General features: G+C 60.9%; 11 protein-coding genes. 6 read left to right on the top strand and 5 right to left on the bottom strand.

Going from position 1 to position 16,995, the window contains the following annotated elements; translation table 11 throughout:
- Positions 1-5 precede the first annotated feature (5 nt).
- Complete coding sequence (locus JFT63_RS02915; protein ID WP_057700480.1) at positions 6-1,706, bottom strand: glutamine--tRNA ligase/YqeY domain fusion protein; 1,701 nt, start codon at positions 1,704-1,706, stop codon at positions 6-8.
- 260 nt (positions 1,707-1,966) lie between these two features.
- Between JFT63_RS02915 and JFT63_RS02910 the strand changes: the two genes are divergently transcribed.
- Positions 1,967-2,473 carry a peptidylprolyl isomerase gene (locus JFT63_RS02910; protein ID WP_014718940.1) on the top strand — a complete coding sequence of 169 codons (507 nt, stop codon included), beginning with the start codon at positions 1,967-1,969 and terminating at the stop codon, positions 2,471-2,473.
- Positions 2,470-3,219 carry a UDP-2,3-diacylglucosamine diphosphatase gene (gene lpxH, locus JFT63_RS02905; RefSeq protein WP_198843422.1) on the top strand — a complete coding sequence of 250 codons (750 nt, stop codon included), beginning with the start codon at positions 2,470-2,472 and terminating at the stop codon, positions 3,217-3,219. The genes JFT63_RS02910 and lpxH overlap by 4 nt, the downstream gene beginning before the upstream one ends.
- 657 nt (positions 3,220-3,876) lie before the next feature.
- On the opposite strand, the gene JFT63_RS02900 is transcribed toward lpxH, so the two are convergent.
- The 4 genes from JFT63_RS02900 to JFT63_RS02885 are packed head-to-tail and all read right to left on the bottom strand — an operon-like array spanning position 3,877 to position 8,542.
- A complete protein-coding gene (locus JFT63_RS02900; RefSeq protein WP_186558554.1) occupies positions 3,877-5,406 on the bottom strand; it encodes a DHA2 family efflux MFS transporter permease subunit in 1,530 nt (509 codons plus the stop codon).
- On the bottom strand, positions 5,406-6,605 hold the full coding sequence (locus tag JFT63_RS02895; protein ID WP_198843421.1) for an efflux RND transporter periplasmic adaptor subunit: 1,200 nt from the start codon (positions 6,603-6,605) through the stop codon (positions 5,406-5,408). Before JFT63_RS02895 ends, JFT63_RS02900 begins: the two co-directional genes overlap by 1 nt.
- Positions 6,606-6,620: 15 nt before the next feature.
- A complete protein-coding gene (locus JFT63_RS02890) occupies positions 6,621-8,072 on the bottom strand; it encodes an efflux transporter outer membrane subunit (RefSeq protein WP_198843420.1) in 1,452 nt (483 codons plus the stop codon).
- A complete protein-coding gene (locus JFT63_RS02885; RefSeq protein WP_032896609.1) occupies positions 8,069-8,542 on the bottom strand; it encodes a MarR family winged helix-turn-helix transcriptional regulator in 474 nt (157 codons plus the stop codon). Before JFT63_RS02885 ends, JFT63_RS02890 begins: the two co-directional genes overlap by 4 nt.
- A 286-nt stretch (positions 8,543-8,828) precedes the next feature.
- Here JFT63_RS02885 and JFT63_RS02880 point away from each other — a divergent pair, with 286 nt between their 5' ends.
- From JFT63_RS02880 to JFT63_RS02865, 4 genes are all read left to right on the top strand, one after another.
- Positions 8,829-9,707 (top strand): fimbrial protein, encoded by an 879-nt coding sequence (locus JFT63_RS02880; protein WP_332875209.1) that lies wholly within the window; start codon positions 8,829-8,831, stop codon positions 9,705-9,707.
- 54 nt (positions 9,708-9,761) lie between these two features.
- Entirely contained in the window at positions 9,762-12,563 is a 2,802-nt protein-coding gene (locus tag JFT63_RS02875) for an ATP-binding protein (RefSeq protein WP_198843418.1), read from the top strand.
- Positions 12,550-13,737: an EAL domain-containing response regulator gene (locus tag JFT63_RS02870; protein ID WP_198843417.1), complete on the top strand. Its 1,188-nt coding sequence runs from the start codon at positions 12,550-12,552 to the stop codon at positions 13,735-13,737. Before JFT63_RS02875 ends, JFT63_RS02870 begins: the two co-directional genes overlap by 14 nt.
- An 86-nt stretch (positions 13,738-13,823) precedes the next feature.
- Entirely contained in the window at positions 13,824-16,973 is a 3,150-nt protein-coding gene (locus JFT63_RS02865) for a hybrid sensor histidine kinase/response regulator (protein ID WP_198843416.1), read from the top strand.
- The last annotated feature ends 22 nt before the right edge of the window (positions 16,974-16,995 follow it).

Genomic DNA, 16,995 nt, shown 5'->3' with positions numbered 1-16,995 from the left:
TTAAATCACTGGCCCCACGAATCTCGCAAGGTCACGGTACGGTTGAATACCGGAGCGCCTGGTTTCGAGTCCTTGATATCTGCGCAGAAGTAGCCTTCGCGCTCGAACTGGAAACGGTCTTCCGGCTGTGCGTCGCCAAGCGATGGCTCAGCACGACAACCTGTGAGCACTTGCAGGGAATCAGGGTTGATGTTGTCGAGGAAACTCGCGCTGTCTTCAGCCTTCTCAGGGTTTGGCGAGCGGAACAGGCGATCGTACAGGCGCACTTCGCACTCGATGCTGGCAGCGGCCGGCACCCAGTGGACCACACCCTTGACCTTGCGGCCTTCAGGGTTCTTGCCCAGGGTGTCCGGATCGTACGAGCAACGCAGCTCAACGATGTTGCCATCGGCGTCCTTGATCGCTTCGTCCGCACGGATCACGTAGCTGCCGCGCAGGCGCACTTCGCCGTTCGGCTCCAGGCGCTTGTAGCCTTTTGGCGGCTCTTCCATGAAGTCGTCACGGTCGATGTAGATTTCCCGGGCGAACGGCAATTTGCGCACGCCCAGCTCTTCTTTCTGCGGGTGACGCGGCAGTTCGAGGTTCTCGACCTGGCCTTCCGGGTAGTTGGTAATCACGACTTTCAACGGGCGCAGCACGCACATGGCGCGCGGTGCATTGGCATCCAGGTCCTGACGGATGCTGAATTCGAGCATGCCGAAATCGACCACGCCGTCGGAGCGGTTGGTGCCGACCATGTCGCAGAAGTTACGGATCGAGGCCGGGGTGTAGCCACGGCGACGGAAGCCCGACAGCGTGGACATGCGCGGGTCATCCCAGCCATGTACATGCTTTTCATCGACCAGTTGCTTGAGCTTGCGCTTGCTGGTGATGGTGTAGTTCAGGTTCAGGCGGCTGAACTCGTACTGACGCGGGTGCGCCGGTACCGGCAGGCTGTCCAGGAACCATTCGTACAGCGGGCGGTGGCTTTCGAACTCCAGGGTGCAGATGGAGTGGGTGATGCCTTCGATGGCGTCCGACTGACCGTGGGTGAAGTCGTAGTTGGGGTAGATGCACCACTTGTCACCGGTCTGATGGTGGTGGGCATGGCGGATGCGGTACATGATCGGGTCGCGCAGGTTCATGTTCGGCGAGGCCATGTCGATCTTGGCGCGCAGCACGCGGGCGCCGTCCGGGAATTCGCCGGCGCGCATACGGTTGAACCAGTCCAGGTTCTCTTCCACCGAACGGTCGCGGAACGGGCTGTTCTTGCCCGGCTCGGTCAGCGTGCCACGGTACTCCTTGGCCTGCTCCGGGGTCAGGTCGTCCACATAGGCCTTGCCGGCCTTGATCAGCTCGACGGCCCAGTCGAACAACTGGTCGAAATACTTGGAGGCATAGCGCACTTCACCGGACCATTCGAAGCCCAGCCACTTGATGTCGCTTTCGATGGCGTCGATGTATTCCTGGTCTTCCTTGGCCGGGTTGGTGTCGTCGAAACGCAGGTGCGTGACGCCACCGAACTCCTGGGCCAGGCCGAAGTTCACACAGATCGACTTGGCGTGGCCGATGTGCAGGTAGCCGTTGGGCTCTGGCGGGAAGCGGGTGACGATCTGCGTATGCTTGCCCGAATCCAGGTCCGCCTGGATGATCGGGCGCAGGAAATTGACCGGGACAGCAGGTCCGGCCTTGGCATTCGAGGTAGGTTCGACAGTGGGCTTGCTCATAGGATCCTTGAACAGACAGGTTCGTGGCCAGGTGGGGCCAGATAAAACAAAGGGCTCATAATAGCCGAAGCAGTCAAGACACTGACAGCACACGCTTGAAAACTGCGGCTTTAATTGCTGCTTTAATGACAAGCGCGATAAAAAACCACCTCGAAATTCCCGCAAGGCACGCTAAACTGCGCGCCTTGGCCGTCGTTTAGCCAGACAGGTAAGGTGCCCAGGCGCCCACACCCACGAATTCCCTGAAAAGAGTAGTGAACATGACTCAAGTCAAACTGACCACCAACCACGGTGACATCGTCATCGAGCTGAACGCCGAGAAAGCGCCGATCACCGTCGCCAACTTCATCGAATACGTGAAAGCCGGCCACTACGAAAACACCGTTTTCCACCGTGTCATCGGCAACTTCATGATCCAGGGCGGCGGTTTCGAGCCTGGCATGAAAGAGAAGAAAGACAAGCGTCCAAGCATCCAGAACGAAGCGGACAACGGCCTTTCCAACGACAAGTACACCGTCGCCATGGCCCGTACCATGGAGCCGCATTCGGCCTCCGCGCAGTTCTTCATCAACGTTGCCGACAACGCCTTCCTGAACCACAGCGGCAAGAACGTGCAGGGTTGGGGCTACGCCGTGTTCGGTAAAGTCACCCAAGGCACCGACGTTGTCGACAAGATCAAAGGCGTATCGACCACCTCCAAGGCCGGTCACCAGGACGTTCCAGCCGAAGACGTGATCGTCGAGAAAGCCGAGATCATCGAAGCGTGATATTGCTGATTTCAGACTTGCATCTGGAAGAGGAGCGCCCGGACATCACCCGGGCGTTTCTGGATCTGCTCCACGGCCGCGCCCGTGGTGCCCAGGCGTTGTACATTCTGGGGGACTTCTTCGAAGCCTGGATTGGCGACGATGGCATGACCCCCTTCCAGCGTGCCATCTGCGAGGCTCTGCGTGAGCTGAGCGACAGCGGCACCCCGATTTTCATCATGCATGGCAACCGCGATTTCCTGATCGGCAAGGCGTTCTGTAAAGCGGCAGGCGCTACCTTGCTCAAGGACCCGAGTGTCGTGCAGTTTTATGGCGAACCCGTGCTGTTGATGCACGGCGACAGCCTCTGCACCCGCGACCTTGGCTATATGAAGCTGCGGCGCATCCTGCGTAACCCCATTGTGCTGTTTATCCTGCGCCACCTGCCCTTGGGCACCCGCCACAAACTGGCGCGCAAGCTGCGCAGTGAGAGCAGCGCGCAGGTGCGTATGAAGGCCAATGACATTGTTGATGTCACGCCTGAAGAAGTGCCACGGGTGATGCAGCAGTTCGGCGTGCGCACCCTGGTCCACGGCCATACGCACCGCCCGGCGATCCATAAGTTGCAGATCGGCGACCTGGCGGCCAAGCGCATTGTGCTGGGTGACTGGGACAAGCAAGGGTGGGCGCTGCAGGTGGATGAGCAGGGCTTTCAACTGGCGGCGTTTGACTTCGTCAACCCGCAGTTGGCGCTGCCTGGCGCCTAACCTGCGACACAACAACGATCAACCTGTGGGAGCTGGCTTGCCTGTGATAGCCATAGGTGTCTACACAACTTCGGTACGGCGCTGACCCTGTGGCGAGGGAGCTTGCTCCCGTGACGGACTGACAACCGACGCTGATCTAGCTGACGCACGCGATCCAATTGTGGGAGCTGGCTTGCCTGCGATAGCGGCCTGACAGCCAACACAGCTGGATTGTGTACATATCCATTCCTGCGGTAACGGCTACTTAAGGTTCCGCCCTGACGGCGGGTCACTTTCGAAAAGCGCGAAAGTAACCAAAGCGCTCTTGCCCCACCACTCGGCACCTCGCTTAGGCTCGGTGTGCCCGAACGCAGGCTTGAATCCGTGGGCCGCCGCCACGCGCCATCCATGGCGCGGGGCGGCTAACCCGGCGTCCTGCCGGGTTACCCACGAATTCAAGCCTGCGTTCGGCCAGCGTGCTTTAACGGGGCGCCTGAGATCAAGATCAAAAGCAGATCAAGATCAAGAGCGGCTCGCTTCGCATCGTGGTTACCGTCCACCGTTACAGCGTTATGTAGATACCTATGCTGCGATAGCATCACCTCGGTGCATCTGATACACCGAGGTGTCTGCATCGCAGGCAAGCCAGCTCCCACAGGGACCGCGCTGACCTTATGATCAGTGCCCCGAAGTCGCCGGCCCGGCCTTTGCCGTAAACGGCGGCTTGGCCAGCCACACCAGCAACATCAAGCCCATGAACATCCACCCCAGCAACGTGAAGTAATCCACGGTGGACATCATGTACGCCTGGCTGGTGAGGATCTGATCCAGTTGCGTGTAGGCCTTCTGCCCTGCCCCGCCCAGCGCCTGCAACGCATCACGGGTAGCCGAGTCGTAGGTGGTCATGTTCTCGCTCATGTAGGCATGGTGCTGGTCCGCCCGGCGAATCCAGATCCAGGTGGTCAGCGAAGCCGCAAAGCTGCCGCCCAAGGTGCGCAGAAAGGTCGCAAGCCCAGCGCCGTCGGCGATCTGGTGCGGCGGCAGGTCGGACATCAGGATGCTCAAGGTCGGCATGAAGAACAGCGCCACGCCAATGCCCATGAACAGCTGCACCAGGGCGATATGGGTGAAGTCCACCTCGTTGGTGAAACCAGCGCGCATGAAGCAGCTCAAGCCGATCGCCAGAAACGCCAGGCCCGCCAGCAGCCGCAGGTCGAACTTGTGTGCGTACTTGCCCACAAACGGCGACATCAACACCGGCAGGATCCCGATTGGCGCCACGGCGAGTCCGGCCCAGGTGGCGGTGTAGCCCATCTGGGTCTGCAACCATTGCGGCAGGATCAGGTTGATGCCGAAGAAGCCCGCGTAACCGAGGATCAGCACGATGGTGCCGATGCGAAAGTTGCGATGGGCGAACAGCCGCAGGTTCACCACCGGGTGCTTGTCGGTCATTTCCCAGATCACAAATACCGCCAGGGCCACTGCCGATATCACCGCACCAATGATGATGAAGTTGGATTCGAACCAGTCCAGGTCATTGCCTTTGTCGAGGATAATCTGCAAGGCGCCGACCCCGACGATCAGGCTCAACAACCCGACGTAATCCATCGGCTGATAACTGGTGACCACCGGACGCTTCTTCAACTGCGAACGCACCACCATCACCGCGAAGATACCGATGGGCACGTTGATGAAAAAGATCCACGGCCAGCTGTAGCTGTCAGTGATCCAGCCACCAAGGATGGGGCCTGCAATCGGCGCCACCACCGTAACCATCGCCAATAACGCCAGGGCCATGCCGCGCCTGGCGGGAGGATAGACCGCAATCAACAGCGTCTGGGTCATCGGGTACAACGGCCCGGCAACCAAGCCTTGCAGCACCCGAAAGCCGATCAGCTCGGGCATCGACGTGGAGATACCGCACAGGAAAGAGGCCAGCACAAACAAGATGGTCGCCCACAGGAACAGCTTCACCTCACCAAAGCGCCGACTCAACCAGCCCGTGAGCGGCAAGGCGATGGCGTTGCTCACCGCAAACGAGGTGATCACCCAGGTGCCCTGCTCCGAACTCACCCCCAGGTTGCCGGAAATAGTCGGCAAGGCCACGTTGGCAATGGTGGTGTCGAGCACCTGCATAAAGGTCGCCAGCGACAGCCCGATAGTGGCCATCAACAGGCTGGGCGGCGTGAACGAGGCGTTATTGCTCATCAGCGTTGCGCAGCCTTGGGAGCGGCGACGCTGTTGTCATGGATCAACTGGTTGATCATGGCATCGGCCTCGGCCAATTGGCGGTCATACACGTTGGTGGTGAACGAGGCTTTTTGCGGCGCCTGTTGCGCCAGCACCGGGCCGCTCTGGTCGTGCAGGTCTACATTCACCACGGTGCTCAAGCCCACCCGCAGCGGATGCTTGGCCAGCTCTTCGGCATTGATGTGGATGCGCACCGGCACCCGCTGCACGATCTTGATCCAGTTACCGGTGGCGTTCTGTGCCGGTAGCAAAGCGAACGCGCTACCGGTACCCGCGCCGAGGCTGTCGACGGTGCCGCTGTACTTCACGTCGCTGCCATAGATATCGGCCTCGATATCCACCGGCTGGCCGATACGCATGTCGCGCAGTTGGGTTTCCTTGAAGTTGGCGTCGATCCACAGCTGGTCCAGCGGGATCACCGCCATCAGCGCGGTGCCCGGCTGCACGCGTTGGCCCAGTTGCACGGTGCGCTTGGCCACATAGCCAGTGACCGGCGCAATCAAGGTGCTGCGCGCATTGGTCAGGTACGCCTGGCGCAGTTGCGCGGCGGCCGCTTGCACGTCGGGATGGGACGAAATTACCGTGTCATCCACCAGGGCATTGGTGGTTTTCAGTTGTTGCTCAAGGTTGGTCAAGGCGTTCTTGGCGGCGGTCAGGCTGTCGCGGGCGTGGGACAGTTCTTCCTGGGAAATCGCGCCGCCCTGGGCCAGGGTTTTACGGCGGTTGTAGTTGTCCTGGGCGGTTTGCACATCAGCTTTCTGCGCATTGACCTGGGCCTTCATGCCATCGACGTTGCTGTACAAACCACGCACCTGGCGCACGGTGCGGGCCAGGTTGGCCTGGGCACTCTGCAGGCCGACGGCGGCGTCGTTGGGGTCGAAGTTGATCAGCACCTGGCCTTCGTGGACCAGGTCGCCATCGTCGGCGCCAATGCTGACCACCGTGCCGGTGACCAGCGGGGTGATCTCCACCACGTTGCCGTTCACATAGGCGTCGTCGGTGCTTTCATTGAAGCGCCCGTAGAACTCATACCAGGCCCACACGCCCACCACACCAAGGATGACGATCAGCGCCAGGCCGATGAGCATGACTTTGCGTTTGCGTGGGTTGGTGTCTTTGGGTTGTTCGGTTGCGTTGTTGCTTTCGGCAGTGGCCATGACAAATACCTCAAATTATTCCGTGCGTGTAGCGGGGGTGGTCGCGGCCACGCTGTTGGCGTGGTACCCGCCACCCAGGGCCTGCATCAATTGAATCGACAGGTCGATCTGCGCCGCATTCAGGGTCGCCAGCTGGCGCTGGGCCTGCAGCAATTGCTGCTCGATGCTGAGCACATCCAGGTAGTTACCGATGCCTGAGCTGTAGCGTTGCACCCCGGTGTCGTAGGACTGCTGCGCGATGTCGGCCGCATGTTGCTGGGCCTGGATCTGCCGCCCGGTATCGCGCAGTTGGGATAGGCTCGTGCCGATATCACCCAAGGCTTGCACCAGGGTTTTGTTGTACTGGGCCACGGCCAGGTCGTAGTCAGCGTCGCGGGCATCGAGGTCGGCGCGCAGGCGGCCGCCGTCAAAAATCGGCAGCGAGATCGTCGGCGCAATGTTGAAGAAACGGCTGGCCGAACCGAACATCGCATCGCCCAGCAACGACTCGGCGCCGGCACTCGCACTCAGGTTGAGGTTGGGGTAGAAGCGGGTCTTGCTGGCGTCGATGTTCTTGCTCGCGGCCTCTACGCGCCAGCGTGCGGCGACCAGGTCCGGGCGACGACCGAGCAGCTCGGCAGGCAACACCGCGGGCACCGCGACGGCGCTGGGTTTGAGCACCATCGGGCGAGCCAACTCGTTGCCACGGTCCGGGCCTTTGCCGAGCAATATGGCAAGGGCGATCTTGGCGCTTTGCAGTTGTTTTTCCGCGTCGATCAGTTGCGACTGGGAGCTGGCTTCCAGGCTTTCGGTCTGCTGATACTGGTACTCGCTGTCGATACCGGAACTCAGGCGGCGCTTGCTCAGGTCGAGCATCTGGCGGGTGCGCTTGAGGTCATCGACGGCCAGGTCACGCACGATATGCGCCTGGCCCAGGTCGCTGTAGGCCTTGGCCACGTTGGCCGCCAGGGTCAGGCGCGCGGCCTGCTGGTCGACTTCGGCAGCACGGGCCTCGCCCAATGCGGCCTCCCAGGCGGTGCGCTGGCCGCCCCAGAGATCGAAGTTGTAATTGAAACTGGCGCCGATGTTGCGCACCGTCGAATAGGCATCGCCCTGCCCGCGAGGGTCCTGATCCTTGGCCAGGCGCGAACGGCTCACGCCAGCGCTGGCATCCAGGGTCGGCATGCGCGCCGCGTTGGCGGCATAGGCCGCCGCTTCGGCCTGGTGGGCGCGGGCGTCGGCGACTTGCATGTCGGGGCTGTTTTGCAGGGCTTCCTGGATCAGGCCGTCAAGCTGAGGGTCGCCCAGGCTTTTCCACCAGTCAGCGGCCGGCCAGGCGGCGCTCGACAGCGTCACGCCGCTGAGGGATTTGCCGGTGTGCAGGGTGTTGGCGTCGAGGCGCTGGCCCTGGGTATCGAGGCCGCTGTAATTGGCGCAACCGGCCAGCGTCATCGCCGCCAGCACCAGGCTGAATGCGCGTGTGTTCATGATCGACCTACCCGCTGGATCGTGATGGGGTCACCCGCAGCGATCAGCATTTTCTTCAGGATCCGCTCCAGGGTTTCCAACTCGCCCGGCTCAAGCACACCGGCCAACTGGTTGAGGGCCTTGGCGCCAATATTCGGGAGCATGTCCGCCAGGCGCTGGCCTTCGGCGGTCAGCACCAACTGCACCTGGCGGCGATCCAGCTCGGAGCGTTTGCGGCTGAGCAGGTCTTTTTGCTCCAGGCGGTCGAGCATCCGCGTCATCGAACCGCTGTCCAGGGACAGGTTGCGGCACAGCTCCGCCGGGGTATCGACGCCGAACTGGGCCATGATGATCAACACCTTGAACTGCGCGGCGGTGATGCCGTGGGGTTCCATATGGGTGTCGATGATGCGGTCTTTGAGGATCGCAGCGCGGCCCAGCAACAGGCCTAGGTGGCAGTTGTGGAAGTTGTCAGGGGTGAAGTGAGGCATTGAAAGTCACCTTATTACTGCCTAGGCAGTGAATGTGTGACGAGATGTTACTGCTTAGGCAGCGAATGTCAAATGGAATAATTAGGTTGCTTGGTAGTTGGCGAGCAAAAGGCAGATTCTAAGGATCGCCTGATGGGCAAGCGTGCCTTGGCTGCTTAACGTAAGCCGCTCCTTGATCACTCGTACAGCCCTGCTCATGAAGTGTTTAAAACCACGTCTGCCACTGCTCTGCTTTGTCACTCTGATGACGTTGGCGTGCTCAATGCTCGCCCAGGCGGGGAGTTGTGTGGCTGTCAACTCCAAAACCGAAACCCTCAACTTCGGTGCGCGGCTGGCTAACGAAGGCGTGAACATCCCTGCTGACACACCTGATGGCACGGTGGTTTATCAGGAGACTTTGCAGGGGCAAGGGCATATCTGGACCTGCTCAAGAATTTCGTTGTATGGCATTTCACTCAACCCCATGTTGGGCACCGCGACCGGTAAGGACACGCTCTTCCCCCTTGGCAAGTCAGGACTTTCCTTCCGCGTCTGGATGCAGGCTTTAGGTCGCTATGAAGCGACATTACAACCCCTCGCAGCGAATGCCAATTACGGCATCAGCGCAGGTACGGTGAGGCTGGAAATTGTCAAGACCGGCCCATTGGCGGAAGACGCCAGGGTTGAAGCGGGTTATCTGGGCAGCCTGCAGTCCGATGACTTGATCCTGAAAAAATTCAACCTGAGCAACCCCATCGGGCTGGTTACCGCCTCTTGCCAAACGCCCGCCGTGCCAGTTGCCATGGGCGACGACTATCAGCTTCAGGACTTTGAAAAGGCAGGCGCAACACCTCGCAAGGTGCACTTCAATATCGGCTTGAACCAATGCCAGACCGGTATAAAAAAGGTTACCTATTCGCTTAAGGCCACCACGTCCGTCATCGATGTGGCCAAAGGCATCGTCGCGCTTAACAGCAGTTCCACCGCCGCCGGCATCGGCCTGCAATTGTTGAATGACACCGGGCAACCCATTGCACTGGGCACCACCTACCCGTTCAATGCCTTCACCCCCACCGGCACCAATTTCCAGATTCCCCTGTCGGCGGCGTATTACCGCTTGCCCACGGGCACCCTGAAGGCAGGCAGTGCCAACACGGACGTGACCTTCATCGTGAACTACCTGTAGCAAACTCAGGATCGTCTGATTTTCCCTGCACCCGGCCCGCCCTAGAGTGCCGGGATGAGATTGAAGAACTACCTCCACCAGATTAGCCCCGTCCTTTCCAACCCCAACGCCGCACGCCGGCTGTTGCGCGTTTTTGCGCTGGTGCTGCTGGTGGGAATTCTCGGCGGCGTGTACAGCTTTTTGCTGTTTACCTTCAACAATGAAATCTCCCAGCGGCGCAGCTACATGAGCAGCGCCATTGCCGAAGCGCATACCTTTTTCACCACCCGTGAAGCGTTGTTGGAGAGCCTGAGCCTTTCTGCCACCCGCAAGACCAACGTGGACGCGCCGGTGTCCGACGAGGAGATCCGTCTGTTGCTGGGGCAAACACCCGGCCAGCAATGGAGCATCTGGCTGACTCGACGCATGCATGACTACTTGAAGGCCAAGCAGCTCAACCTGCTATATGTCGGCACCGAGGGCTGTGTAATGCGGCTGTACAGTGCCACGTCGGTCACCACGGTTTTCCCCCAGGCCATGCTCGATCAACTGGCCACCCTCAAGTTATCGAAAACCCTTCAAGAGTTATGGCTGACCCATGCATCAAATGGGCATTCACGGCTGTATATCTTTATTCGCCTGGACGAGCGCGACGTGAACTCCGGCTGGCTCGGCCTGGAAATGGACGACCACGAAGTCTCCAGCGCCTTGAACGACCACAGTGCCGGCGAGTTCACCATGTTCAACGCCGAAGGCATGGCGCTGTTCAGCAATAGCCAGACACCACCGCCCGGGCAGAACCTGCCGCTCTTGCGGCAACAGGACTTCTTCGGTTTTGTCGGCACCGGCTGGTTGCCCGAGCAGTTGGTGTTGCGCAAGCAGTTGAAGTCCTCGGACTGGCAACTCACCTACTCCATCGACTTGCTCGCCGTACTGCGGGCGCTATGGCCACAAATGTTCGGCGCGCTGGCTTTTTGCGTGCTGAGTATCAGCCTGGTATGCCTGCTGACCCGCCGCCTGGAACACCGTTTCATTACCCCCGCACTGCACCGTCTTCAGGCACTGGTGGAAAGCGAGCTGTTCAGCCGCGATGTGATCCAGACCGCCCCCGTGGCGCTTTGCGTATTGCGCCGCGCCGATGGCCAGGTGGTGCTGGAAAACACCCTCGCCCAACAATGGCTGGGCGAGTGCGGCGAGCAATTGGGCCCGGGCTGGATACGCAACGCCTTCGACCCCACAGCGCCCTGCCTCACGGATTACTTCGAGACCGCCGATGGCCGCCACCTGTACTTGAGCTGCGCACCTACCCGCTACAAAAGTGAGGATGTGCTGTTGTGTGCATTCAGCGACATCAGTGCACGCACACAGATCGAAGCCGCACTGCAACAGGCGCGCCAGTCGGCCGACGCCGCCAATGAGGCCAAGACGCTGTTCCTGGCCACCATGAGCCACGAAATCCGCACGCCGCTCTACGGTGTGCTTGGCACCCTGGAGCTGCTCGGCCGCACGCACCTGGATACCCAGCAAAAAAGCTACCTGCGCGCCATCGAGGGCTCGTCCGCGACTTTGTTGCAGTTGATCTGCGATGTGCTGGACGTGTCGAAGATCGAGGCCGGGCAACTGGCCCTGGAACTGAGCGAGTTCTCTGTGCAGGCCCTGGTGCGGGAGGTTGTGCAGGGCTATGCCGCCGCAGCGCAGAACAAAGGCTTGCAACTGTATGCCTGCCTCGACCCGCAATTGCCGGAGCCGTTGCTGGGCGATGTCAGTCGACTGCGGCAGATCCTCAACAACCTGCTGAGCAATGCCGTCAAGTTCACCGACGCCGGGCGCGTAGTGTTGCGGGTCCAGGTGCTCAGCCGCGAAGGCGAACGGGTGTGCCTGCAATGGCAGGTCTCGGACACCGGCAAGGGGATTGCCCATCAAGACCAGGCGTTTATTTTCGAACCCTTCTACCAGACCGAGGGTAACAACAACGTGGTAGCCGGTACCGGCCTGGGCCTGCCTATCTGTCTGCGCTTGACCCACTTGATGAACGGCACCCTGCGCATGGTCAGCGAACCTGGCCTGGGCAGCAGCTTCTCCCTGACAGTGCCATTGGAACAACCTTCATCCAGGCTGCTGTCGGCGCTACCGCTGACACTGCCGGCCGAGACCGTCTATGTGGTTTCGCCCGTGCTTGAACTGGCGCAGAACATCAGCGCTTGGCTACGCCGCTGGGGCGCCCGGCCGCAGATCGGCATGCCGGTGGGGATGGGACCGGACGCCAATGGCGTATTGCTTGAGCTGTATCCTGACTCGCCGGATTCCCACCCGCCCTTGCCCTGGCATGGACCACGGATCATCGCCCGTCGCGACGGTGCCCACGCCCCCCAGTTCAAAGGCGACAGCTGGTGCGTCAACCTCAATGACCTGAATGCGATCCAGCAAGCGGTGCGCCATGCCCAGGGTGGCCGACCCGCCGTCCCCCAGCCGACGTGCGAACCGCGCGAGCTGCACCCACTAGGCCTGCATATTCTGGTAGCCGAAGACAACGTCATCAACCAACTGATCCTGCGCGACCAACTCGAAGAGCTGGGGTGCAGCGTGACCTTGACCCGTGACGGTGAAGAAGCCTTGTCGCTCTGGCACGACGGCGACTTTGACGTCGTGCTCACCGACGTCAACATGCCCCGGCTCAATGGCTATGACTTGGCCAAGGCCTTGCGCGACCTGGGTTGTACAACCCCCATCATCGGAGCAACCGCCAATGCCCTGCGCGGTGAAGATGCCTTGTGCCTGGCCGCCGGCATGAACCACTGCCTGATCAAACCTTTTACGCTGCGAGCCTTGTTCACCGCCCTGGCTCCCTACGAACGAGCCACCCATGAAGCCTTGTAGCATTTTGATTGTCGAAGACCACCCCTTCCAGCACCTGTATTTGCAGAACCTGTTCAGCACCTTGGGTGAGTTTGACCTGGTGTTTGCCAGGGGCGGCGAAGCCGCCCTGGCGTGCCTGAAAAGCCACGACTTCGACCTGGTGCTCACTGACCTGCTGATGCCGGGCATGGACGGCGTGCAATTTATCCAGGGCTTGGCCGCGCAACCCTCGCGACCGGCACTGGCGATCATGAGTGCGGCGTCACGCCGTATGTTGATGGGGGCTAGCCTGGTGGCGAGCAACCTGCAAGTAAAGGTCATCGGGCTGATTTCCAAACCGGTCAATGCCGCTGCCCTGCGATGCCTGATTGATCAACTGCAGGGGCTGCGTCAGACCCCACTCGCTGAAATCCACCCCGGCGTCGACCGCCAGAGCCTGCTCGATGCCTTGGATAACGACGAACTGCAAGCCTGGTTCCAACCCAAGAAGGCCCTGGACAACGGCCGCATCGTCGCCGCCGAAGCTCTGGTGCGCTGGACTCACCCCGACCACGGCACTTTGCTGCCTGGCGCGTTCCTGCCGGCGTTGATTGCCTTCGGCCTCGAAGAACGCCTGTTGTGGCGGATGCTGGAACAGGCGATGGTGGCTCAGGCCCAGTGGCGCCAACACGGCTATGACATTCCCGTGTCGATCAACCTGCCCACTCACCTGCTCAACAGCCACGACCTCCCCGACCGCATCCTCGCTTTCGTACTGGAACACCAAGGCCTACCCGCGCGCATCTGCTTCGAATTGATGGAGTGTTCGGTCCCGGATGACATCAGCAACTTCTACGCCGGCGCCTGCCGCTTGCGGATCAAGGGCTTCGGCTTGTCCCAGGATGATTTCGGCAAGGGCTATAGCTCGTACATGAACCTGGTGTCGGCGCCCTTCACCGAGTTGAAGATCGACCGTGCGCTGGTGCAAGGCTGCAACGCCAACGAAGAACTGGCCCAGGCGCTGACCAGTATTGTCAGCCTGGGCCGTCAACTGGGCTTGACGGTGGTGGCCGAAGGCGTGGAAACCGCGCAAGAACTTGCGCTGTTGCGTAAGATCGACTGCACTCAGGTACAAGGCTTCCTGATTTCCCACGCCGTGTCTTCAGATCAGTTCCAGCAGTTGCTGACCCATGACGGGCCGGCGAACGTTTATTGATCCGCGCAAGAGTGTGGCCGAACGTCGCTTGCTATAGAGGTCATTGTGTTCACAGGCAGCTCACTCATCTTCGCCCAGGCTCGTTAATGCAACAGCCCAACGCCTTCCTGGAAAAACTGGCCAGCAGTTCCTCGCGCCTGAATAAAGGTCTGCTGGTGCTCGGCGCCCTGGTGCCGCTATTGCTGGGCATCAGCTATCTGGGCGTGCTGCGCATGCTTGACGAACAGCGCGACACCTTGGACTTTCACTTCGCCCGCTTGATGGAAAACATCCACGAGCACGAGGTTTTTCTGCGCAATGCGACACTGGAAAGCGTCAAAGGTGAGATCAAGCCCTCGACCTCCCTGCCACCCCCTATGCAAAGACTACTGCCCGAAGAGGGGCCGAACGTGTATGAAGGTCGCGCCCTGCCATTCTCCTTGCCGTATAGCTTGAAGATCAATCCGGACAAGATCGCCGCCGATCAATCCCCCAACATCTTTGCGCTGGGTACCTATCTGGCCGCCTATTACAGTGCGTTCTGGGCAACTTCGCACTATCAGTCGCCCCAAGTGATGCTGCTCAATGGCCCTGGCAATTTTGACGTGACGGTGCCCTCAGCCGGCCGACTGCGCGGGGCAGGACCGACACGAGTGAACGCGTTGGTCGAGGTGATGACCCAACTGAATCAGCGCCTGGAAACAAAAAAAACCTCGCAGAGGGACGATCAGGTGCATTGGGCGCCCTACCCGGCAGCCCCCGGTGACGTTGCACCGATACTGCTGGCTTACGTGGAGATCAATCTGCCTGGCGAGTTTTCAACCATCGCGGGGGCCAGTACTCGGGTGGTGCTGGGCTCACTGTTGAACCTGGCGCAGATCAATAACATCGAGCGGTTGCTGCAATGGTCGATCTACGATGACTTCACCCTGGTCACTCCCGCAGGCCAAGTGTTGACAGGCACTCTGAAAGACGGACAAGTGCTGGCCAAGGGCTTGAATTTCAGCCGCGACGGGCTGGTCTTCAAGCTCACCAGTCCTGGCGAACAACACTGGACGGCTATCTACGTCATTAGCCTGCACCGCTTTCTCAAGTACGCGCTGTGGCCGTTGCTGTGCCTGGTTGCGCTGGTGCTGGCAGTGCTCGGCTGTAGTCGGGCAGCCAATCGCTGGTACACCGCACGGGTTATCCTGCCCGCGCAACGCGCCCATGCCAGCACCGCTGAAAGCGAGGCGTTCAGCCGCACGGTGATCGACACGGCACCCGCCGGCCTGTGTGTGATCCGCCGCAGTGATCACCAAGTGCTTCTGCAAAACCAGCGCGCTCGCGCCTGGCATGACAGCCAACGATTGATAAGCCTGCTCAAGCTGCACAGCGAGGCCGGGCAGAGCGACCTTGAAATCAACGGGCGTCACCTGCACGTCGATTTCGTGCCCACGCGCTACCAGGGCCAGGATGCCTGGCTGTGTGCGCTGCATGATGTAACCCGGCACATCGAAGATGCCGCCGCCCTGGAGGAAGCGCGCCAAGCCGCCGACTCGGCCAACGACGCCAAGAGTCGCTTCCTCGCGACCATGAGCCATGAGATCCGCACGCCGCTGTATGGCGTGCTGGGCACCCTGGAGCTGCTCGGCCTGACCGACCTTGCCCCACGCCAGCAGGATTACCTGCACACTATCCAGCGCTCGTCCGCCACCTTGTTCCAGCTGATCAGCGACGTGCTGGACGTGTCGAAGATCGAAGCCGGGCAGATGACCCTCGAACGCCAGGACTTCTGCCCGCTGGAGCTGACTGAAGACAGCGTGCGCACCTACAGCGCCTTTGCCCAGGCCAAGGGCTTGCAACTGTACGCCTGCATCGATCCGACACTGGCGGACAGGCTGCGTGGTGATCCGCTGCGTATTCGCCAAATACTCAATAATCTGCTGAGCAATGCGATCAAGTTTACCGATAACGGTCGCGTGGTACTGCGGGTGCGGGTGCTGGAAAACGCACAGGTGCAGTGGCAAGTCAGCGACTCCGGCGTGGGCATTTCCCAGGCGCAGCAACGGCAATTGTTCGACCCTTTCTACCAGGTCAACGATGCCACCAGCCAAGCCGGCGCGGGATTGGGCCTGGCCATTTGCAAATGGTTGTGTGAGTTGATGCACGGCCAGTTGAGGGTGGTCAGCGAGCCTGGGCTGGGCAGCAGTTTTACCCTGCAACTGGCCCTGGAAACCGTGCCGGGCAGTTTGGCCGATTGTCCCACCTTCGTACCCGACGCTCCGGCGGTGTATGTGCGTGCGCCGGTGGCTGAATTGGCGCAGCACCTGATCGACTGGCTGGCGCGGTTTGGCCTGGACAGCCGCGCCGTCACCGCTGACGCGCCGCCGCCCTCGGCGCTGCTGATCGACCTTGCCCCGCTCGCCAATCACCCCGCTTGGCCTGGCCCCCACATCATCGCGACACCGGGCGGGCCCAGTCCGTCGCAATTGTCAGATACGGCCTGGGCCGTCGATGCCCATGATGTGCGCGCGATTGCCAACGCGATTGTCCTGGCACAACACAATGCCGATGCACACAGCACGCCCTTGCGCACAGCAACACCCCGTCAGTTGAACCTGCGCGTGTTGGTGGCCGAAGACAATGTGATCAACTCGGCGGTGATCAAGGAGCAACTGGAGGCGCTGGGTTGCTCGGTGGTGATGGCGGCGAATGGCGAACAAGCCCTGGCGCAGTGGCTGCCCGGGCATTACGACCTGGTGCTGACCGACGTGAATATGCCGGTCATGAATGGCTACCAGTTGGCCGAAGCGCTGCGCCAGCGGGATAACACGCTGCCGATCATCGGCATCACCGCCAACGCCCTTCGCGAGGAAGGCGAACGCTGCGCCGCTGTCGGCATGCAGGCGTGGCTGGTCAAGCCGCTGAACCTGGCGACCTTGCGCGCCGAGCTGGAAAAACACTGCCAGATCCTCCTGCCCCCGGCGGCCGAACAGCCCACACTGTCACCTAAAATGCGCGCGCTGTTTGTCACCACCCTGCGCCAGGACGTACAGACCACCCTTACGGCATTGGAGCGTGGTGATGCCAGTGGCGTGGCGCAGCAACTGCACAGCATGGCCGGGGCCCTAGGCTCGGTGCAGCTCCAGGCAATGACCACCGCGTTTATCGAACTGGAATGCCGCCTGACCGGCATGGCCGTCACGCCTGCCCTTGCCTTGGAAGTGCAACAAAACCTGGCGAGATTGAACGCGTTGCTCGACACCCTTGAATAATTTCACTTTGGAAAATCACCCC

Origin of the sequence: Pseudomonas sp. MF7453 (assembly GCF_016405455.1) — a bacterium.
GTDB lineage: Bacteria > Pseudomonadota > Gammaproteobacteria > Pseudomonadales > Pseudomonadaceae > Aquipseudomonas > Aquipseudomonas paralactis.
This window is presented reverse-complemented; position numbering and strand designations above follow the sequence as displayed.

Bases quoted from the DNA above. Each gene is read 5' to 3' on its own strand.
- JFT63_RS02890 (WP_198843420.1), bottom strand. From the start codon at position 8,072: ATGAACACACGCGCATTCAGCCTGGTGCTGGCGGCGATGACGCTGGCC.
- JFT63_RS02915 (WP_057700480.1), bottom strand. From the start codon at position 1,706: ATGAGCAAGCCCACTGTCGAACCTACCTCGAATGCCAAGGCCGGACCT.
- JFT63_RS02875 (WP_198843418.1), top strand. From the start codon at position 9,762: ATGAGATTGAAGAACTACCTCCACCAGATTAGCCCCGTCCTTTCCAAC.
- JFT63_RS02910 (WP_014718940.1), top strand. From the start codon at position 1,967: ATGACTCAAGTCAAACTGACCACCAACCACGGTGACATCGTCATCGAG.
- JFT63_RS02900 (WP_186558554.1), bottom strand. From the start codon at position 5,406: ATGAGCAATAACGCCTCGTTCACGCCGCCCAGCCTGTTGATGGCCACT.
- JFT63_RS02895 (WP_198843421.1), bottom strand. From the start codon at position 6,605: ATGGCCACTGCCGAAAGCAACAACGCAACCGAACAACCCAAAGACACC.
- JFT63_RS02885 (WP_032896609.1), bottom strand. From the start codon at position 8,542: ATGCCTCACTTCACCCCTGACAACTTCCACAACTGCCACCTAGGCCTG.
- JFT63_RS02865 (WP_198843416.1), top strand. From the start codon at position 13,824: ATGCAACAGCCCAACGCCTTCCTGGAAAAACTGGCCAGCAGTTCCTCG.
- JFT63_RS02870 (WP_198843417.1), top strand. From the start codon at position 12,550: ATGAAGCCTTGTAGCATTTTGATTGTCGAAGACCACCCCTTCCAGCAC.